Origin of the sequence: Xanthocytophaga agilis (assembly GCF_030068605.1) — a bacterium.
Lineage (GTDB): Bacteria > Bacteroidota > Bacteroidia > Cytophagales > 172606-1 > Xanthocytophaga > Xanthocytophaga agilis.
The window spans coordinates 366,137-388,313 of sequence record NZ_JASJOU010000003.1; the positions used below are offsets into that span (position 1 = coordinate 366,137).

The 22,177-nt window shown below is 37.0% G+C and carries 17 protein-coding genes; 9 read left to right on the top strand and 8 right to left on the bottom strand.

The features are described from left to right. Positions 1-28 precede the first annotated feature (28 nt). Complete coding sequence (locus QNI22_RS11880) at positions 29-2,485, top strand: GAF domain-containing protein (RefSeq protein WP_314510849.1); 2,457 nt, start codon at positions 29-31, stop codon at positions 2,483-2,485. Positions 2,486-2,553: 68 nt separating this feature from the next. Here the strand turns inward: QNI22_RS11880 and QNI22_RS11885 are convergent, their stop codons facing one another. Together QNI22_RS11885 and QNI22_RS11890 are read right to left on the bottom strand one after the other, a co-directional pair. Next, a complete protein-coding gene (locus QNI22_RS11885; protein ID WP_314510850.1) occupies positions 2,554-3,498 on the bottom strand; it encodes a hypothetical protein in 945 nt (314 codons plus the stop codon). A gap of 102 nt (positions 3,499-3,600) precedes the next feature. Further along, positions 3,601-4,134 carry a hypothetical protein gene (locus QNI22_RS11890; protein ID WP_314510851.1) on the bottom strand — a complete coding sequence of 178 codons (534 nt, stop codon included), beginning with the start codon at positions 4,132-4,134 and terminating at the stop codon, positions 3,601-3,603. 577 nt (positions 4,135-4,711) lie between these two features. On the opposite strand from QNI22_RS11890, the gene QNI22_RS11895 reads away from it, so the two are divergent. Then, positions 4,712-5,440, top strand: coding sequence for a hypothetical protein (locus QNI22_RS11895; protein WP_314510852.1), 729 nt, complete (start codon positions 4,712-4,714; stop codon positions 5,438-5,440). 43 nt (positions 5,441-5,483) lie between these two features. Here QNI22_RS11895 and QNI22_RS11900 read toward each other — a convergent pair whose 3' ends face one another. Further along, on the bottom strand, positions 5,484-7,874 hold the full coding sequence (locus QNI22_RS11900; RefSeq protein WP_314510853.1) for a PAS domain-containing sensor histidine kinase: 2,391 nt from the start codon (positions 7,872-7,874) through the stop codon (positions 5,484-5,486). A 449-nt stretch (positions 7,875-8,323) separates the two neighbouring features. On the opposite strand from QNI22_RS11900, the gene QNI22_RS11905 reads away from it, so the two are divergent. From QNI22_RS11905 to QNI22_RS11935, 7 genes are all read left to right on the top strand, one after another. After that, positions 8,324-8,893, top strand: a complete 570-nt coding sequence (locus QNI22_RS11905) for an RNA polymerase sigma-70 factor (protein WP_314510854.1) — start codon at positions 8,324-8,326, stop codon at positions 8,891-8,893. Positions 8,894-9,026: 133 nt separating this feature from the next. Beyond that, the gene (locus tag QNI22_RS11910; RefSeq protein ID WP_314510855.1) at positions 9,027-10,154 is read left to right on the top strand and encodes a FecR family protein; all 1,128 of its coding nucleotides are present in this window, start codon (positions 9,027-9,029) and stop codon (positions 10,152-10,154) included. Positions 10,155-10,211: 57 nt separating this feature from the next. Continuing rightward, complete coding sequence (locus tag QNI22_RS11915; RefSeq protein ID WP_314510856.1) at positions 10,212-10,418, top strand: hypothetical protein; 207 nt, start codon at positions 10,212-10,214, stop codon at positions 10,416-10,418. A gap of 359 nt (positions 10,419-10,777) precedes the next feature. Then, entirely contained in the window at positions 10,778-11,590 is an 813-nt protein-coding gene (locus QNI22_RS11920) for an MlaE family ABC transporter permease (protein WP_314510857.1), read from the top strand. 14 nt (positions 11,591-11,604) lie between these two features. Then, positions 11,605-12,375 (top strand): ABC transporter ATP-binding protein, encoded by a 771-nt coding sequence (locus tag QNI22_RS11925; RefSeq protein ID WP_314510858.1) that lies wholly within the window; start codon positions 11,605-11,607, stop codon positions 12,373-12,375. Between the two features lie 6 nt (positions 12,376-12,381). Beyond that, on the top strand, positions 12,382-13,368 hold the full coding sequence (locus QNI22_RS11930) for an MlaD family protein (protein ID WP_314510859.1): 987 nt from the start codon (positions 12,382-12,384) through the stop codon (positions 13,366-13,368). A gap of 240 nt (positions 13,369-13,608) precedes the next feature. Next, positions 13,609-14,097, top strand: a complete 489-nt coding sequence (locus tag QNI22_RS11935; protein ID WP_314510860.1) for a lipocalin-like domain-containing protein — start codon at positions 13,609-13,611, stop codon at positions 14,095-14,097. A 39-nt stretch (positions 14,098-14,136) separates the two neighbouring features. On the opposite strand, the gene QNI22_RS11940 is transcribed toward QNI22_RS11935, so the two are convergent. The 5 genes from QNI22_RS11940 to QNI22_RS11960 form a co-directional block, all read right to left on the bottom strand. Continuing rightward, the gene (locus QNI22_RS11940) at positions 14,137-16,203 is read right to left on the bottom strand and encodes a T9SS type B sorting domain-containing protein (RefSeq protein ID WP_314510861.1); all 2,067 of its coding nucleotides are present in this window, start codon (positions 16,201-16,203) and stop codon (positions 14,137-14,139) included. Between the two features lie 196 nt (positions 16,204-16,399). Then, complete coding sequence (locus QNI22_RS11945) at positions 16,400-17,872, bottom strand: S41 family peptidase (protein WP_314510862.1); 1,473 nt, start codon at positions 17,870-17,872, stop codon at positions 16,400-16,402. A 531-nt stretch (positions 17,873-18,403) separates the two neighbouring features. Then, positions 18,404-19,294, bottom strand: coding sequence for a hypothetical protein (locus QNI22_RS11950; protein WP_314510863.1), 891 nt, complete (start codon positions 19,292-19,294; stop codon positions 18,404-18,406). Positions 19,295-19,415: 121 nt separating this feature from the next. Then, positions 19,416-21,026 (bottom strand): STN domain-containing protein, encoded by a 1,611-nt coding sequence (locus QNI22_RS11955; protein ID WP_314510864.1) that lies wholly within the window; start codon positions 21,024-21,026, stop codon positions 19,416-19,418. Next, complete coding sequence (locus QNI22_RS11960) at positions 20,989-22,056, bottom strand: FecR family protein (protein WP_314510865.1); 1,068 nt, start codon at positions 22,054-22,056, stop codon at positions 20,989-20,991. Before QNI22_RS11960 ends, QNI22_RS11955 begins: the two co-directional genes overlap by 38 nt. Positions 22,057-22,177 lie beyond the last annotated feature (121 nt).

The following is a 22,177-nucleotide window of genomic DNA, read 5'->3' on the forward strand; positions in this document are numbered from 1 at the left end:
GTCTTATTAATCAACATAGATATGTTGTATGAATCAACGTTTATTTACACGCCTGTATCTGGGTATGTGCACCATCATAGCCGGTATGCTCATTACTCTTTTCTATTATTTTACCCATAAAATCATTGAATCAGAAAACCAGGCAAAGAAGATTACTGCCCACATTACATCTCAGACTGTTCTGGATAAAATAGATCAATCCCTGTATACCTGTCAGATGGATAACAAGGCTTTTGCCTACAATTCACTTGTAACAGAAGCCGTAGTACATCCGCAGGCAAATAGTAGATTAGAGGAGTTCATGAATCAGATGGTTCAGTACCAATCCATTTACGATCTATTGCTGCTTTGCAATATGGATGGTAATGTAATTGCAGTCAATACCAAAAACTCCCAAAGTACACCATTGTCTTCATCTGGCCTTATTGGTAGTAATATGTACAATACAGACTGGTTCAGAGGAGCTTTAAAATGTATAAATACCACTGACAGCTGGCATTCCAACCTTACAGTAGACCAAACAGTTGCACAATTGTATAAATCATCCGGACAAGGTATTGCCTTTGCAGTTCCTGTTAGAAATTCAGAAGGTGATATGATTGGAGTGTGGTATACATTTACCAATTGGCAAAAAACAGCTGAAAAGATTCGCAAGGATGCTGAAACCGAACTACAGAAGAAAGACCCTCAAGCTCAGATACTCCTATATGGTGCACACAATGAAAAGTTAACAGCCATAGATAGAGACCTTTTCTTTAAAAAACAGCCAGAACTTCTTTATCAGGCAGATGAAAACGCATTGATTCATCAGGCATCCTTTGATAAAAGAAACATGATTGCACAGCAAGCAACTAGTAAGGGAATTCTTTCAGATGCAAAGAATCATTGGAAAGCCGTTACACTCCTATCTCCAACAAAGTTTACATTGTCCATGTGTTTGTCAGGAGAGATACTACAGGTAGTATTGATTGTATTATTTGCCAACAGTGTGATGATTGCAATTACCTATCTTCTTATCCACAAGAATTTGTTGCAGGTACAATACATTGATACATTAAGAGATGTTCTGGAAAAAGTAGCCAGAGGAATAATCGTCTCTATTCCTGAAAATCTGAAAAGCAAAAACGAGATAGGGCAAATTAGTAGCTCAGTGAGTGAAATGGTCGACTCACTGAAAACAAAGACCTTATTTTCTGATGAAATAGCCAAAGGGAATCTAAGTGTAACACTCACTGATCTTTTTCCTGAAGATCGTCTTGGACACTCACTTATTCATATGCGCAATCAGTTGCAGAAGGTGCAGGAAGATCATACTATCCAATTATGGAAAACAGAAGGATTGACAACTATATCTTCCATTCTACGCAACAATCAAAATATCAAAGAATTAAGCGAGAATATCCTCAGTTTTATTATTCGATATCTCAAAGCAAATCAGGGATCACTCTTTTTAGTAAAACAGAAAGATTCACAGGCAGTACTGGAACTAATGGCCTGTCATGCATTCAATCGGAATAAACATTCAGAAGAACCAGTGTTTCTCCTCCCAGGTCAGGGATTAACGGGGCAAGCATTTCTGGAAGGCAATATTATTTATCTCACAGAAATACCGGAAAACTATGTACGTATCACTTCCGGATTGGGAGAAGCCACACCACGCATTTTACTTATTGTTCCGTTAAAAACACAGAATGAAATCAAAGGAATACTTGAAATAGCGTCCTTCTCTCCTATTCTACCATATGAGATTGAATTTGTAAAGGCTATTGCTGAAAATATTGCGGCTACTCTAAGAGATTATCAAATCACTGAACAAATGCAGTATTTATTGGAAGAAAGCCGTGTAAAAGCAGAGCAGATGAATGCACAGGAAATCAGCACACGAGAAATGCTGGAACAACTGGTAGTGATCCAGGAAGAACTAAAACGAAAAGAGATGGAGTTAAACAATGTGTTTATGGGCATCGATACCACATTTGCTATCATCGAATTTGACATACATGGAAATATTCTCACTGCTAACGATAACTTTCTACATCTGATGGATTATAAGTGCAATGATGTAAAAGGGAAACACCATCGTTTATTCGTAGATACAGCCTATGCAGATAGTGAAGAATATAGCAGCTTCTGGACTAAATTAAAAGCTGGAGAGCCTAATACTGCTCGATTCAAAAGATATACCAGAACTCATTCAGCAGTATGGTTGCAAGCATCTTATATTCCTCTTAAAGATGCATCAGGTATCCCCTACAAAATCATCAAACTGGCAACAGATGTTACTAAAGAATCACTTATGGAACTGGAAATGCAGGAACATACAGAAATGATAGCCTGCTACGAGGAAGAAATGAAGTCTACCTATGATGAATTACAGCAACGTACTCAGCAGGTAGAACTCTATGAAGCTAAGATTCAGTCCGTATTTGAGGAACTTCAAAAATATACCCGGAAGGTTTCTGAACTGGAAAACAAAAATTATTAACTTTTCCAGCTAAGGGCAGTAATAATCCTGAAATAATAAAAGGTACAGATATCTGTACCTTTTATTATTTATTTTAATTGAGAGAGCCATTCCTGAGCAAAATCACGAGCAGATAGTGTAGCAGTCTTACCTATCCGGAAAAGCATTTTCCATTCAGAAGACTTTCGTTGATAGGCAGGATTGACAAACTCCTGTTTATACCCTGTTGAGGTCAGCTTGGCAGTAAAGTCTACAGAGTTACATAAGACAATAAAGTCTTGCAGGCGTTTACGCAGTACAGGCTTTATGTCAGAATGGGCATCCAAAACAGCCTGTTGCTTTTTCCGCTTTTCCATATGGATACGAGCTTCTTTCATTCGTTCTTCGTCTTCAGCCAGACTATTATTGACCTCCCCTGCCATATACTTGTTCATATAAGCGACATACTGCTTTTTAAACTCCTCCGGATTAGATTTAGATATAGCCAGCATCTTTTTCTGTGCTGCCACCTCTTTTGTCCTGCTAGTTTTTTCTTCCCCTTCCAGAGAGGCTATTTCACTCTCTGACTGCTGGATCTGAGCCTGAAGTGCCATAGCCAGTGATGAGGCAGGCATTTGTGCAAACATCTGCTGAGCTGTAGTTATTTGTTCATTCATAGCAGCTTTTGTTGCTTCTGAACTTGCACCATTCTCAAGTTCTCTTTCAGCAGCAGTAGGCGGATCGACAGGATATTTGTTTTTTAGCCAATCTACATATTGTTTCTTAAACTCTGGCGACTCCACATAGGATCGAACCACCTTCCCTAAGGTCTTTACAGCTTCTGCTCTGGCACTCTCCGGAATCTGACGTGCCACCTTGCGCATAGCTGAAGACGAAAAAAAATACCAGGCACTTTCATTTTTTACATTTTCCAGCACACCAGTTTCAACATCATACATCTTCATGCCCAGATCACTCAGTGCATCTCCCGGACGAGCAGCAGTAAGCCATCCTGCTAAGAGGATAAGCCCACAAACACCTATTATTGTTTTCATAGTTGTATTTTTATAACCACTTTTTAGCACTTAAAAAATTCACATACCTGATACCTCTGTCATAAAATATCAGATATATGAATCATTTTTCTTCAGTATAGATTAAAACTTAGCTGTCACACCCAGACGTAAGGCAGCAACTCCATATCCAACCTCTGCAAATCCTCCTACTTTTTCAGATAACATATACCGTGCACCAGCATGCAGACCTAGGATGAGGCTACTATTATATGGACTATAATAATCATTGTAGTACCCGGAATTGTCTTTATAGGATACACTTCTGAATCCAAGAGATAATCCCCCATAGACATCTAATTTTTCATTAGAAATTCCGAACAATTCGTTAGCATGATAAGATGCTCTTCCTCCAAAGTATAAAAATGTATAATGCCATTTATATCCAGCATAATTCTCTCCGTAACGGGCATAATCAAAAAATGCACCTACACTGATATTATTTTTCAAGCCGTATTCAAATGATACTCCCAAAGGAATTCCGCCCGCATTAAAACTACCTATTCCAACGCCAGCGTTCAGATATTTGGTACCTGCGACCTCTTGGGCCTGAACTTTAGATGTAAAAATTCCTGCTACTAATAGGAAAAGAGTCAGGTAGAAGAAACGTGTTTTCATAGTTGTTTTCAGATAAAAGATTAAAATGTAAATAGTTTGAATAGTGTTGTTTTCGATAAGTGATACAAAACAACACTATCATCAAGAGGTATTCAATCCTGTCTATCTTCAAATGTTTGGATAGCTTTATGAATTGAATAAAAATGCACATCAATTGTAATACTTCTGGTGAATGATAGTATGTATGATATCTATACTACAGGAAAGTTCATCTGAGGACCTGTTTTGTTTCTTCTTGTAAATACAACTGAAAGACTATTTCAAACATTTAAGCCAGATTTCTGTTCAATCCTGACATTACAATTAGCAACTGATCCAACTTTTTCGTATTTTTGCATTGTTCTTAGAAACTCTCCCATGTTATTTTTTGCCAGATACGTTCAGTATCGCATAAAAATGTCCGCTTTCGGACATACAAAAAACACAAAAAACATACACAGCACTGATTATCAATACAATGCAAATTATGGCAAGGAGATTGCAAGTATTTTTGCATAGTAGATATTTCCCTCACGTTGAAAATAGATACTAATAGAATACTAGATTTTTCTAATACTACAACTACACTTTGAAAATTATGATTACTGTTGGATTTGTTGCCTTATTGATTGCCACGCTGGCATTCTGGCAACACGGGATGGAAGCTACGTTCCGTAAAAGAAATGAAAACTCCCAGAGAGTTCGCAGATGGAAACGCAATACTATACTGGCTGTGCTTGGCTGGTTAGGTTATATCACATTGTTGTCGACAAGCAATATTTTGACAGACATGGAATCACCTTTGCGTATTCCAATATTGGTATTGTTACCTATAACAGGATTTATTACTTACTTTTTCCTGTCTAATAAATTTAAAGTATTCGTAATGTATTTTCCCAAACCAATGACTGTATATGGACAGACATTACGAATTGCTGTGGAATTATTGATTTATGGAAGTTATGTTCAGGGAGTAATACCTGCACATGCTACTTTTGAAGGATATAATCTGAGCATTCTTGTAGGTATAAGTGCTCCTGTTGTTGGATGTATGGCGTATATTTCAAAGACTATGTCTACCCAAACATTGATTGGATGGAATGTATTGGGTTTGGGATTGCTGGCAGTAGAGACATTTGTCTTTATGACCACTTTAATTTGTCCTGAGCTTTGTGGCCTTGAGCATACATTTGCACCACAGTTTGGCACAATGCCCTATTTACTTTTGCTTTCAGTATTTATTCCTTCTGCAGCATTTATGCATATGGTTTCAATTGCACAAACACTAATACCTGCCAGAAGAAAAGTACAAAGACAATATGCCTAATAAAACATCACTATACGCCTCTTTAAAAGCATATAGTGATGTTTCAAGCTGGAAGTAATACAATGAATTGTGCCCCTTTTCCAGGTTCACCTTCTGCATACATAAATCCTTTGTGATTTTCTACAATCCTTTTGCAGATAGCCAGTCCAATGCCTGAACCTTCGTACTCACTCCGACCATGTAATCGTTGAAAGAGACCGAATATCCTCTCTTTATTTTCAGGTTCAAACCCAATACCATTATCTTCTACAACGATTTTGATATACTCTGTTTGTTCTACAAACCGTAGATTGCCTCTATCTTCCTCTATCAGTGGCATCTTTCTAATTTGAATAGTCAAAGGTTCATCCGGCTTAGAAAACTTTACGGCATTTCCTAACAGGTTAGCAAATAACTGATTTATCTGAGAAGGAATAGCATGAATTTCTGGCAGTTCATCTATAGTAAACTCTATCAGCTTTCCAGTATTCTCTTTTTCCTCTTTCAGAGGCATCCATACTTTTGTAATCAATTCATTCAGATTCACTTGCTGGTATCCCTCTTCCAATCTTCCAACTCTGGAATATTCAAGTAAATCATTGATCAGCGTCTGCATGCGTTCAACAGCCATTTGCATACGCTGTATATACAGTTGGCCATTTCCTTGCAATAGTGTACTGTATTCCTTTACTAAGAGGCTACTAAACGATTTAACCTTTCGTAATGGTTCCTGTAAATCATGAGAAGCTACATAGGCAAAATTTTCCAGTTCAGTATTTGACCGTGTTAATTCCAGATTAGTTTGTTCAATTTGTTGCTGTTGCTGTGTTAAAGCTGTTATGTCCTGGTAAGTAAACAAGATCCCATCTCCCTGTTTAACAATACTACCATCAAACCATCCTTTTATGCCATGTGCATCATACAAAAAAGTCTTTCGCTCGATTTTGCCTGTCTCTACAACAGAGACAAACAGATCAAAAAAACCATTTACCTTATTCTCAGGATAATGAGTTAGCCATGACTGTCTCATTAATTCTTCCTCTGTTTTTCCAGTTATCAGGCTGTTGGCAGGATTTGATAATTCATGAACAAAGTCTATAATCTTTCCGGATTTATCTCTGAGAGCTTTATATAAAACAATACAAACCGGCGAGTTATTAATTACACTTTCAAACAAAGCAGATTGATGCTCCAACGCTTGCTGGATCTGTTTCAAATCATTGATTATTGTAAAAGATGACAACAAATGATGATCGTCCAGATACGCAACCTGTCCTTCCAGCCAGTTTCGGTAGCCGTCAAATTCATAGAAATCTTCAAAACGTTCAGATTCCTTTGTTATAAGCACCCGCTGATAAGCCAACCAGAACTGTGAATTCTTTACCTCAGGAAATAACTGCAACATGCTTTTTCCTATCAATTCACTTTCAGCAAGTCTGGTTTGCTCCTGTAAAGTTTGACTGACATAGACATATAATAAATCAGAGATCTGTTTTTCTTCATCATACACTATCTTTAGCACACACATACTGGTGGGAGTATTCCGAAAGATGTTTTCCAGGGCCCAGGCCTGTTGCTCAATTTGTATATCTTTCTGCTTTTCCTGAGTAATGTCATGTAGCAGACATATTACTTTTCTTTCTTCAGAGCTAATGCTCCATTCTCCTGCCAGAATTTTTTCTTCTCCATCTCTGGTTATGACACGTTGCTCAAAAGGACTGAAGTCTTGAGTAGTTTTATAATGTTCTATCATCAGCTTCGTTTTCTGAACATCCTCTGCTGACAAATGAGACAGATACAAATCAGGTGTGCAAGGATTATGACCAAATGTTTCAGGTGTATAACCCAGCAAAAACATTATCCCCTCAGACCATACTACCTCATTTGTATCCAGATCCCACTCGAGACTTCCATAGTGAAAATTATGCTCTACACGTTGAAACAACTTTTCTTGCTGACGTAATCTCTTAACTGTATTATCTTCCTGTTGTCTGCTTGTTACCTGTGAGGTTATATCTTCTATCAGACAAACCCAGGTTGGAGTACTATGTATATGACTAATTTCCCCTTTGATAGAAATCCATTTCTGTTTTCCGTCAAAAGTCAGAATTCTGACCTCTAAAGGTATCCAGGCAGATAATTGTTTTGCTTCCGACAAGCAACTAATGACTCTTTCCTTATCCAGTGGATGCAAATGCTCTGTAAAAAATGAGATATCTTTATAATTAGAACCAAATGTCTCTGGCCCATATCCGAATAAATGTATCAATCCATCAGACCAAACCATCTGCTCTGTTTCCACTATCCACTGCCAGCTTCCAAAACCAAATAAGGATTCTGTTTGGATTGTTAGTGAGGTTACAACATCAGATGAAACAGTAAATAATGGATTTGTTTTCTCAATAGATTTTTTCTCTGAAGTATTTAAGGGATTTATATCTGAAGGGATGCTCATAATAATGAATATTAATCTTCTACCTTGACAGAAGAATACAAAATAGATCTCAGACTGTATTACTGATAAAGCAAATTCTCAACCTATGGATAAATTGGGTACTATTTGGGTGTAAAATGTTAGCTTGTAAAAGTAAAAAGTGTAATTCAATAATGGAACAAATTCTATACCACTTTCAGCGGCTCTTACTTGTATTTCCCTGAAATATTGGTTCATTATATGTTATATCACATCTATGACTTTATCAGTTTAAACACCATATGTAGAGATAAATCCCCACAAGCTAACCACTTATAGAACGAGTAAAAAAATAAAAGATTATAGGACTAAGTTTGCAATACTACTCAAAATCTAACCTGATTAATTCAGCTAAATACAGCTGGATTAGTAGCATTAGATTTCTGATACTTTTTTTTCTTCATCTTTGCAGAATATTGAAGTTGACAGAGATGAAAAAAGTGAATTCTGATGCCGTAGAAACTTTATTTAAACAATACCATAAGGAGTTGTGTCGCTGGGCCTATACATTTGTGAGAGATAAAGAACAGGCTCAGGATATTGTACAGGAAGTGTTCTTAAAGTTATGGAACAACCGTGAAGAGTTGGAATGGGGAGAACAACTTAGAAGTTATCTCTATAAATCAACTACACATGTTTCCTTAAATCATTTGGAAAGACTCCAAAAAAAACACACTATTCATCAACATATCCAGCAAAGCAATAACTTTGTAAGCAATGACACTACAGACAGTGTGTTATTTAATGAACTTCATGAAAAAGTGCAGCAGGCAATAGCTAATCTTCCACCTAAATGCAAAGTCATTTATTTGCTATCAAGACAAGAAGGCCTTAAGTATCAGCAGATCGCCGAACAACTTGACCTATCAGTCAAAACAGTTGAAAATCAAATGGGCATAGCACTGGAAAAACTCCGAATCAGTCTCAAACCTTATTTGAGCAAGGAATTTCTCATAAGTCTACTACTTTTGATTGTCAGTTGGATAACAGAAAAAGTATGACAGCATATACTATTGACTATCAACCCTCTAAAAAAAATAAATATTTTTTTCACTTTTCTTTAGGGGTAAATCTCTTTTCAACTGTTTTACTCATACAATCAGCAAAACATTTATTCTGACTATGGCAAATACCATGTGGCAAATACTCGCAAAGTACCTGACCAACGAGCCATTGACAGACCAGGAAAAGGTAGCATATAAAACAACAGAGAAGGATCCGGAACATCAGGAAACGTTAAAAGACGTTCAAACTATATGGGAATTGTCAGGAACATCCGCTGAAGAAATAGATTGGGAAACAGGTAAACAATGGGATACTTTTCAATCAAAGCTGCAGGATGAAACAAAAGTTATTGAATTAAGGCCTTGGTATAAACAATATTACTGGCAAACAGCTGCAGCAATAGTAATTATTCTAGCTGTTGGTTATGGTGTAAAAAACAGATTTTTAACTGAAAGCACCACTATTTCATCAACTACAGGAGCCTTTATCACCAATAAATCTGTTCAGATTGATGTTCAAACTTATCAATCTACCGACTCTGTGAAAGAGATTCGTTTGCCTGATGGTAGTCAAATATGGTTGAATAAATATAGTACAATAAGTTATAGTTCAGATTTTGGAAGAAATAATCGAAGGATTACACTATCTGGTGAAGGATTCTTTGTGATAGAAAAAGATAAGACAAAACCATTTATCATTCAGGCAGGTGGGACTGAAACGAAAGTATTGGGAACATCTTTTGACCTGAAAGCATACACGGATGATAAAAATATCGAACTTACTGTCGTAACGGGCAAAGTCGAATTTAGTGATACAAAGAATGATTCACAAAAAGCCATTCTACTACCTAAGCAGAAAGCCACTTTCAAAAAGCAGGAAAGAATAATTAAGCAATCCACAGTAGCTAGTATGAGCTTTTTACAGTGGACAGAGTCAAACAATGCAACTTATCTGCATGAGATCCGTTCACCAAAGCAGTTTATTGTAAACACATTCTCTTGGAAAAAAAATGGTCTTAACCAAACAGTTGTAGAAGGAACTTTAACGAATCGAGCTTCTATCGCTTCTTATAAGGACATAGAACTTATCTACAGAATTTATACAAAGAAAGGAACCGAAAAACCAACAAAAGTTTTTATTATACCTAAACACCTAATCCCAGGTCAAACCATTAATTATAAATATAATCTCGGTAATATGTTTGGTACCACTGCCCGTGTTACAGTGGAGGTTAAAAATGCAGGGATTATACATTAAAATCTCATTGATAAAGAAAAGATATATAATTGATTGAATACGAAAAAACAACCAGCTATGTTTACTTATTTGACAAAAGCGCTCTTAATTGTAGCCATTACTATTGTTTCTCTTACTTCTTGCATTGTGGAAAAACGCACTACTGTAGTACAACAATCTAAGCCTGCAAAAGCAAAACCAATGCCTCCGGGACAAGCGAAGAAGGCCGCGGGTAGTCAGTCTGCAAAATCGTTTGCCCCAGGCCAGCAAAAGAAAAAACACTGATTTCCAAGACAAGATATATACTTACTTCCTGCTGTTTGAACTCAGATATACTCTCTGATTCAAACAGCATTTTTTTGTTATATTCCACCTTCAGTTCTTTTTAGCAACTATTTTCACCCTAAATAATCTTTTTTTTAGTGGTAAGAAGAGTGTGATTAGTTTCTTCTAAATAAAGTCAATAGTTCTTCCTTCCTATAGTGTCAGGACAAGCGTATTTGCAGAACTGAAAATAGTATTTGCCCCTACATTAGTACCCACAATTGATCTATAAAATCTACAGGTACGATTTTTTCCATGCTAGTGTCTATATGGTTAGATAATAGTAATATGTAACTTTTTTATTTTTACAGACCAGACAGATGCATACCGATGCCCCTAAAGAAGGCTTAGAAAAAGCCAACAAATATGTAATCTCACGCAAACTGGATCAGATCTTTATCGATCTGGCAGAAATTTATCGTTTTGTCGTTCGTTTTTTCCAGGAGGTATTTCTACCACCTTACGAATGGCAGGAGGTTATCAATCAATGTTTTCAGGTTGGAGTCCGTTCTCTGCCATTAATTTCTCTTACCGGATTTATCATTGGTATTGTATTTACCAATCAATCCCGCCCTTCTCTTGCAGACTTAGGAGCAACAGCGCTTCTGCCGGCACTGATTGCTGTAGCCATAGTACGTGCCCTTGCGCCTTTAGTAACCGCATTGATTGCAGCAGGACGAGTAGGTTCTAATATCGGAGCAGAACTTGGATCAATGAAGGTAACAGAGCAGATTGATGCAATGGAAGTATCCGCAGTTAATCCTTTCAAGTTTCTGGTTGTATCGCGGGTATTGGCTACCACATTTATGATCCCTACTCTAACCATGTATACTATGCTTGTAGCACTCATGGGAGGATATCTAAACATCCACGCCAATGAGCTAACCAGTTTTAAGAGTTATATCAATCAGGTATTTGAAGCGATTACCTTTCTTGACATTTTCTCATCAGTCATTAAAGCATTTGTATTTGGATTCACAATAGGCATAGTAGGCTGTTATAAAGGATATAATTCCTCAAAAGGTACAGAAGGTGTAGGAAAAGCTGCCAATTCATCTGTTGTGACATCTATGTTTCTGGTGTTCATTGAGGAACTACTGATATTGCAGATAGTGAATGCCTTACGTGGATAAGATATATAATAACTATGAAAGAGAACACTAAAATAGATACCACTCATAAAGTCATTACAATCCGGGGCTTGAAGAAATCCTTTGGAGAACTGGACGTTCTTAAAGGCGTAGATATGGATTTATATCAGGGCGAAAACCTGGTAGTATTAGGACGGTCAGGAACGGGAAAATCTGTTTTAATTAAAATCATTGCAGGATTGCTACCACCAGATGAAGGATCTGTCAATGTACTCAATCATGAAATTACTGGCATAAAGGAAAAAGAGATGGATGCACTGCGTTTAAAGATTGGATTTTCTTTTCAGAATAGTGCCTTATATGATAGTATGACAGTTCGTGAAAACCTGGAATTTCCGTTAAGGCGCCATGAAAAAGGGTTGAGTGAAAACGAAATTAATCAACGTGTAGAAGAACTCCTGGAAGATGTAGGATTATCTCAAACAATTAATCAAATGCCATCCCAGCTATCAGGCGGTCAGCGTAAACGCATAGGGATAGCCCGAACACTGATTCTGAAACCTGAAATTATGCTATATGACGAACCTACAGCGGGTCTTGATCCCATCACCAGTATGGATATCAACAACCTGATCAATGAGGTTCAGCAAAAATTCAATACATCTTCTATTATCATTACACATGATCTTACCTGTGCGAAAATCACAGGTGACCGAATTGTTATGCTGCTTGATGGACAATTTCAGCGCCAAGGCACATTTGATGAAGTATTTACAACAGAAGATGAACGGGTGAAAGCTTTTTATGACTATAACTTTACAGATTAACTAACTATGGGAACAGCAGAAAACAATAAACGATCTGTGGTAGTAGGAGGCTTCGTGCTCCTGGCTATCATTATATTGGTTGCAGGAATTTTTATTCTGGGAGGCAAACAGAAACGGTTTGAAAAAACCCTCGAAGTACAAGCAGTATTTGACAATATAGCCGGTCTGAAAGCTGGAAACAATGTCTGGTTTTCAGGGGTAAAAATTGGTACTGTAAAATCCCTGAAACTATACGGTACGTCTCAGGTTGAGGTGACACTTAAGATAGAAGAAGATGTACAAAAGTACATTCACAAAGATTCAAAGGCACGACTTGGCTCAGAAAGTCTAATCGGCAATAAAATTGTTGAAATCTATGGAGGAACTCCACAGGCACCTGTAGTAGAAGAAGGAGACAGACTACAGATTGAACAAGCCCTTAGTACAGATGACATAATGGAAACCTTGCAGGAGAACAATAAAAACCTGTTGGCAATCACCACAGATTTCAAGAAGTTGAGTAACGACCTTACAAATGGAAAGGGTACGGTGGGTGCATTGTTATCAGATTCTACTCTGGCTAACCGATTTCAGAGCATTGTTTCAAACTTGCAGCAAGTATCTGCAACAACCAGTCAGGCATCTGCTTCTTTGTCACAGTTTACACATAAACTAAATAACAAAGACGGTCTTGTTAATCAACTACTTACAGACACTGTTGTCTTTAATCAATTAAAGGGATCTGTTAACCAGCTTCAGACTACAGCATCTTCGGCATCTGCTATAAGTGGTAACCTTGAAAAAGCAAGTGATAACCTTAACCGCAATAACAATGCACTGGGGATGTTATTAAATGATGAGCAGTTTGCCACACAGTTGAAGGGCACTATTCAGAATGTAGAAACCAGTACGAAGAAACTGGATGAAAGCATGGATGCATTGCGGTATAGTTTCTTTTTGAAAGGAGCATTTAAGAAAAAAGCCAAAGCAGATGCAAAACAACAAACTCAATAGCGTTCTAAGCTGATTTAAAATACATCTTAATGCGTATCCCCTGATAAGACTGAAAAATGAGTCTTATCAGGGGATATTTTTATACGATCTGATGCCTGTATTTACAATTCGTAGTATAAATCTGACATCCTGCATGCAAATTCATCAGTTGGCAGAGGCTGTGTTTGAGCTATCTATCGCAAGAGCATACATTTGTAACATACTAATAATCAAAGATTTTCAACTACAAACAACTACACTATGAAAACTTTAGTAACAAATGTACGCCTAACTGTATTGGCTTTAACTCTATTAGGAAGTCTGGCTGCCTGTAAAAAACATGATCCAGATCCTGTGAAAAATAATGATCCTATTTTTGTTGGCAAACACTGGAAAATGTCAGCAATTACGACTAACCCTATTATTGATTTTGATGGAGATGGAACAGCAGATCCTGACTTGCTACCATTCTTTCCAACCTGTGTGACGGACAATATTGTTACATTTAAAGAAGGTGGTAAAATAGAAAGTGAAGAAGGTGAAGCATGTCCTGATGAAACTCCAATTACAGGTACTGGTACATGGTCATATAATGAAAATACCAAAATTTTTACTCTTACAGATGGAACAGCAGCAGGAACACAAAATTATGAAATAGTTGAAATGTCTGCTACTACATTAAAATGGAAGGTAGAGATTGAAGAAGAAGGACAGTCGTTAGATATGATAATGGAATGGAAAGCACAATAATAAAAACCCCTGAAGTGTAATTCCTTCAGGGGTTTTGCTTTATCGTAATAAAGAAACCCATCCTTTGTACCTTCGGGTAGTATAATAAATCAGAAAATAATAACTTCCTGTTGGAAACTGAGCACCTTCCCATTTAAAATTCCGGTCGTGGCTGGTAAATATTAATCTTCCCCATCTGTTATACATCTCTATTCGATCAAACCTCTCTTTACAGTTGTCTTTTGGCAGATTCTTGGTACTATCTTCATTATTTGACATCTCAAAGTAAGGATTCCATTCATCTCCATTTGGAGTAAATACATTGGCAGGTAGAAAATAAGAATGATCTACTACAGAATCCTGTACAACAATGGTCACAGTTGTGGTATCAAACTTATTTTTACAGTTTGCATTCTGCGTAAAGAAGTCAATGATAAATGTATTGTCCTTCATCATATCCAGAACACGACAATCAGGTGTCCAGGAAAAAGGAACGGTAACACTATCTATCCCTGTTTTTCCATTTTCAAACTGCATTCCCACTGCACTCATATCAAATCCTCTTCCTGCTGCATTTACAGCAATAGTTCCATCTCCGGTATTAGTAGCGATAACAGTAAACTGTAACAGCTGATTCACAAATATGCTCGCTTGATTGCCGGGTAGAGTTGTCACTACAATAGGCGGATCCTGAATCAATGGCTCAAAGTTAAAATTTACAATGAGGGTATCAGATAATCCACCTCCACAACCATCATCTCTGACTACAAGCTTTATTTGTAAAGGTTGGTTAGTTTCTGCTGCTGCACATTTCTCAAAACATAGATTAGCCCATACTGTATCACTATCCTGATATATAATTCCGGATGTAGGTGATAGCGAAACCAGGCTGGAAGAAAAGTTTACAGCCTCCAGAGTCAGAGCCAATGTCGAACTACCAAATTTAGTCCCGGATATTTTGTCTGTAAGAGCAACTTTAAAACAAAGGCTATCAGTCTTGCTAACCTCTATTGAGCCCATATTAGCTACATATGTACGGGTTTTATTATCCTTTACATTTACTACTGGAGCATTATTTACAGGACATTCTATTACCCGAATCTGAAAATCTCTCTGAACCGCACCTATCTGTATACCATTACGATATTCTTTACATAAAACTGCAAACGCATACAATCCTAATTTATCAGCTGTAAATGTTATAATTCCAGACTGCCCTCCAACAGATAAAGGCACAGGGCCTGGTGTACTCTTTTCCAGACTGTAACCTGTTGCCCACGTAATAAGTGGATAAGGAGCCGAATGATTACGCGGGTCAGGATCTATATATTGATTGCCAAACCGATCCTGTACAACAGGATCAGCAGGATATGGACAATTATCCGGGCAAATGCAATTTCGACCACTACAAGCATCTGAATAACCTTTATAAGGAGTAACCAATGTGTATACTAATGAATCTCCATCTGCATCAGTAGCACTAAAATCAAAATAGAATGGAGAATTAATACAGGCATAGTCACCCGTAATCACACCAAATTCAGGAGAATTATTGATAAAAGATTGTGTATTCTGTCTGACAGCAGGAAACTCCATATAAAATGCATTTCCTACTTCACTTGGGGTATAAATATTAGATATATTGGCATTGCGGCAACAACGCTCCCACACTACATAATACCCTTCAGAATCGTTGTAGGTATCACCAGAGAGTGTAATTTCTGTATAATACCATAACCGGCTATTTTTTACCAAACTATACATTTCACAACTGGGATTGTTGTAGGTAAGAAGACTCTGACTTTTATATAAACCCAGATCTACATTCCGCATAAACTGATTATCCCTTTTGCGAAATATAGTAGCCCGAATATAATCCTGCTTTAATTCAGGACTAGCAGCACTAATCTCATCATAATAGAGATTCAGACCCAGTTCATATTTAGTATCCGTTTTATGAATCAGATAAAACTCTCCTCCAACAATATGAGAAGCAAAAGAAGGACTGGTAGTAAGTCCCCACAGGAACAGTAAAATACACCATCTTAGGTATTGATTAAGGTTAGAAGGGATTATAGAATGTACGACCTGTGACATGACAGGTCGTACAGATACAGTACTACTCATATACAATGCTTAGTATTTAGGTTGATAAGCTATTTCTTGCCCTATCTGAAGTGATAAGAGCAATGTATATGTACTGTTTATTAATTGGTGTGGCGCTCTGTCAACTATCAGTAATAGCCAAACAAAAGCGTAGTAAAGATAAAAAAATGGCAAAGTATGCTAACAGCACTCTTACACGGTGCTGTTAGCAGGAAAGTTATTTAAAAGGTAATACAGGTATTTTCTCAGTGGTAATCATTTCATTAATACCACCTAACTTCTCGTTTTTGGTATTCAGATTTAATTGCTTCAACTTTTCAGAAGAGACGCGGGCAGATTGCCGGGTAGTTGAGCCTCCAGTGAGATAGGATATAGCAGTATTAAAACAAGCTTCGTTCGGATTACCCCAATCTTTGGAATAATCGTCTACTGAACTTATATTGGCAGTCATACCATCAAAATAATCGCTTTCATTGTTTGCATTTACTGTTTTAAAAGCAATTGGAAAAACATAGTAATTCTGTGTTACATCTGTCTTACTCATCTCTATCAGAATTCCTGGAAATCCTACAGGTTTACCATAGGTAGTTGAGCCAACTAATGTTACATCCACATAGGGTTTCAAATTATTAATAAGCAACTCACTGGCGGAAGCAGTTTCTTCGGATGTAATGAAGACAATACGCGTCAGATTAAAATTGGCGGACTTTGTATCAAAATTGATATCTGTTGTATATCCAGCCTTTTTAAACTCGGATGTCAGTAATGCATTATATTTATAACTATACATAGCTTTTCCTTTTGCACTGGCAGGTGCTACCAGATTCGCAAAATATTCAGATACAGATGTATATCCCCCACCATTGTATCTCAGATCAATAACCAGATCTGTAATTCCTGTTGATTTCAGATCACTAATAGCAGCTTCCAGTTCAGCTTCCGTATCTGCTCCATCATTGTCTCCCAAAAAGCTACTTAAGGCAATGTATCCAATCTTCAAACCTCCAGCACTAATTACTGTATCTTTTTGAACAAAATTAGCTTTATACGATGCTTTGGTTAATGTCAGTGTTTTTTCTGTTCCTTCATTTGTTTTAAAAACAAATGTGGAAGTACTATTACTATTCAATGAATTGTAAAAAGCTTCTTCATTTGCCAGTGTTGCCTGGACACCGTTTACACTCAAAATCTGCCAACCCCGTTGTACACCTGCCAATCCTATAGGAGAATTTTTATACACATATACGACTCTCTGATCAGTAGAAGAGATATATCCCCTTCTGAATCCAAAGCCAGCATTGCTTCCAGATGAAGTATTTTCCCAGTCTGTCTGCGATGAGGCAAAACTATATCGGTCAAGATGCTTACCAGAAGTTCCCACATCACTATAAGAACGGATACCTGCAGAGCTACTCATGATACTATCTACATTTGCAAAAGATTGGGGTTTAAATGTAGTCTCAGAACTTCTGATCAAATCTCCGTTGGTAACAGACCACTTTGCATAATCAGGAAGCTTTTCATTCCATAAATAATAGACCAGAGAATAATAATAGGCACTATCTCTCACATCAACAGTATCTGGTGTAACTGCCTCATTATCTTTCTTACAAGACACAAATACTGTTGAGAGGAGCAAAAGAAAAAGAACTGTGTTCAAACATTGAATTTTCAAAGATTGTTTTTTCATACATTTTAAATTGAGTTCTGTACTGCCTTTAATTAAAATCACTTATCCTGAGGCACATAAAATTTTTATTCCCTACAATCAGCATCACCGAAAAAAGCGTAACCTTAGTCCGGTGAACTGTTGCAGGTGCTTGTATTTAACTAAACTACTCAAAGAGTCACTAAAAAGATTTTACTACTGTCTCAAAAATCTGAACGCCAACTCAGTAGTATTATCTTTGAGACAAAGAACCTTGGCATTACTACTACATTCAAATAAATTTTTGTCCAAAATAAACTACCTAACACTACTTTTTCTTATTTAAATTCTCTCTATGTAATACACTATCCCGTATTTCATACAGTGAATGTATCTGATGTGGAGATATATGAGAAGGTTCACGTACAAATTTCATATCACATACATAATGGTCATACCTAACCATTGCACTTATCAAACTAAAAAGCAATAAAAGAAAAGTTTCACCTATACTTTTTGGTACAATATGCTTCATATTAGAGAAATTTAGAAGAGATAACGATAGTATAATTCCTACATGGCGGACTTATATTTTTTGGCAGCTTCATTTACTGTAATTGTATACAGTGTATCACATACTCCATTACCATAATCAGTTACTGAGTTTGTACCATTGCTGATTGTTTCTACATACCCACTTACAGGTCTGTCAATATTCTGACAACTCTTTGTATATATAATCTCTTTCGGTATGGTTGTCATAAAAGCCGTCCCTATACGGGAAATACCGGTAAGCGAGCCTGAGATTATCCAGTGATCATCGTCTTTGTGTTCAGAGGGATGATACGTATACGTCAATGCACCATTCCATGAGGTTGAAGTTCCATCGCTATAGATTAATCTGACATCTTCTGAAGTGAAAGTAGTTATTTTATCAACAGATTGAGATACAAGCGTCCCGCTAAGACTTGTATTGTCGTTCTTAAAGTTCTCAAATGAAATAGACGCTAAACAAGAAACAGATGGAGATTTGCCGTTTATGTCACTATCAATAATTGTAATAAAGAATGTATCAATAAGCTTTCCTTTAGGTGTCTTTAGAGAATCTGCGCAGGCAGAACCATCTCCATAGTCCATTGTGATAGTTCCTGAATACGTAAGTGTATCACCATTATGACTAATATTGGTATAGTTGCTGGTCATAACAGGGTTACATTCTGTTATATATGTTGTATGTTGATTTGTAGAGTTATTCGATTTCAGTAAGCCCTCTGTTAGCAACCCTTTCTGTGTGATATCAAGTACATCTTTTACAATAGCCAATAACTGGACATTTTCAATGGCAATTGTTTGCGCATCTGCTATTTCCTGTGAGGTTATAGTATGTTGTCTGTTACATGCCAGAATCCAGATTAATACAAAACAACCTGAAATCGCCGACAATCGAACACAAACCGATTTCATATCTCTAGACACTTAATGATACATTCACTTCATTAAACATCTATAAGACATCCAATCAAAAATCAACTACTATTCTTCTTTGTATAATAAACCAGTAACAGCTAAAAAAATGTAGATGGAATTATCTGCGTCTGGAGAAGTCAAAAGTATAATAGGCACTAATCTGAAGGCTAAGCCACAGCTTTGTCTTCCGGGTTTGCAACATTTCTCTTCCTCCTTCTCTAAAATCGTTTGGATTTCCTACCCAAACCGATTGTACATCACCTATTTTTTTTGAAAGCACTCTATTGGGAGAAAGTTCGTTTGGAAAGAAGGGATCAATTTCATTTATAGCCGCATACTTACTAGCCTCACGACCTTCTTTTTTGTATCGTGTTGTTAACCAATGAAATACAGTACTTACTTCTATCTCTGCATTTCGTATTATTTGTCTACGAACTGATAAGTTCAAGCGGTGATACCAATTAGTTAACTCAACATCTGTATAGTAGTAAGGGGGGATATAGGGATTTGTATAAGAATAAATATTTTTGATCTTTACATACTCTTCTCTTTTATGTAATCTGGCACTTGTCCATTCTCCCCCTACTGACCATTTGGATGTATTCCCTAAAGGAAATAATCCACCTATGCCTATTCCATAACGTGTCATCCCATTGTTCAAAAACCCCACATTGAATACCCCAAATATGGAACGCAAACCAACCTGTAGTTCTGCAGCAAAGTTGGTTACATCATTCAAATAGAGTCCTGTTACCCCTACACCCACTATAAAATCACTACCATCTATTCCCCACTCAAAGGGTCTTTTATAGCGTTTAACACGAGTAGATACTTTTTTATCAGTAGTAGATTTATTTGCATTCCTTTTTATGGAATTAGATTTTGCCAGGCTATCTGTTTGTAGAGAATCTTGTGTTACAGAATCAATGCCCATGCGCCCTCCAAATAAGAACAACTCAATGTCATCACCATGTGCAAATCTTTTAGTAGAGGTATGTGGCTTATAGTTATATATTCTGGAAGGTGTTACGATACGCCGTAGTGGTTGATGATTTCTAAAAAGAAAGAGAGCCAGAACAGAGTCAGCCTCATCTTTGATTGTATCTTCTGTTGACAGGCCAGAATCTCTGGAAGAATTTGGCATTTCCAATACAAGTAATGTATCCGTAGTTACAGTATCAGAGAGAGTAAGAAGAGTATCTGATAAAAGTATACTATCTGACACTGAAATAAGTTGTGTATCAACAGGTATTGTAGCAATGTGTGTAATCTCCTTTATGACTGGCCTTGCAGTATCAGGATTCAGTTTCTCAGTAGGTGATTTCTTTGCAATAGTAGGTGAACTTACAGTCTTTTTGGTTTGTGCTTTTGCGACAGTGATAGGAGTACCAGCTTTCTTCTTCAGAATGACATGCTTCCCCTGCTTCTTATATAATAATCCTATCTGATCGCATACCCGAGTCAATACATCATCTACCGGTTCATTTTTTACTGAAAAAGAAACAGTCTGTTTCGCGTTTACAAAGTGTAGACTATAAACAAAAAAAACGCCAGCTTGTTGGGCTAGGCGTTGAAGAGCCTGTTCTACAGGAATTTTTTCACAGGTCATTGTTATTCTCTTTCCAGAAGATGGATTTTGTGCATATACAGACAGGCTTACACATCCTATAAGACATACCAAGACTCCTGCTTTAATAAGGACACATACCTCCTTCCAGACTAAACTCATTCGGGCCAACTTTAACAATTTCTAAATTAATATTATTGTTGCTATAGTACTCTTTCAATGTACCAAGTACTTCATCAAGAGAACTATTATCAAATATTGAAGAGAACTTACAGTCCGCTAAATTATTATTTTTTAATGAGATTTTGCATGCATACATTTTTTCAATATCAGAAATGACCATTTTCAGAGGAGTTTCCTTAAACTCAAGCATATGAGTAGCGTATCCTAATGCATTTGTGTTTACGACAGATGTAACGTCAATGGTACGAGAATTTTTCTGCCATGTACCTGTCTGCCCTTTAATGAGGTATACACTGGTATCAGCAGCCGAAAACTGTACTTTCCCGGAAGTCACGCTGATTACAACAGCATTACCGGTTGCATCTACATTGAATGCCGTACCTACTACTTTAATCTCTGCTTTGTCTGTATGAATAATAAAAGGTTTTTCTTTATTAGGTGTTACCTGAAAATACGCTTCACCTGTTAACTCAACTTCTCGTGTATCTCCTTCAAAATCTTTGGTGTAGGTTAAAGTACTATGTGCACTCAAAACCACATGTGAGTTATCAGGTAATCGCTGTTCCAATATCTTGGTATCTTGTGAAGATACAGAAGCCATTTCTCTGGTCCGAGGCTTCCCGCCTATCCAATAAAAGATGGCCCCAATTCCCAAGACAATAAGTACAGAAGCAGCCACTCTTAAAAACCAGTTACTATTTACTGTTTTTTGTACCTCAGACGTAAGCGTTCTCTCATTACTTTTTTCTGAAATGTCAGCAGAAATATCATCAGACTGGTCCAGCAATGTATATAATACCTTCCAGTCCTGGTCTATATCTGGCATTACAAAATTTCTTTCAGGGCGGGCGGATTGCCATGCCGCCCTCATCTGTTGAAAATAAAGCTGATTTTCAAGCGAGTTCTCTTGCCAGTCATCAATTGCGATAGCTTCCATAGGATCTGCTTCTCCTGCTAAATACCTGGCAATCAACTCATCTGTCACAACTATGTTAGGTTCATTTTCCACTGCAACTATCGTTTTAAAGCGTAAAGTATAGTCAATAGGCTCTTATAAATGGGTTAAATAAAAAATATCAATAGGTTTGTTTAAGAATATATAACAGATTTTACTAAGAATCGTTAATTAT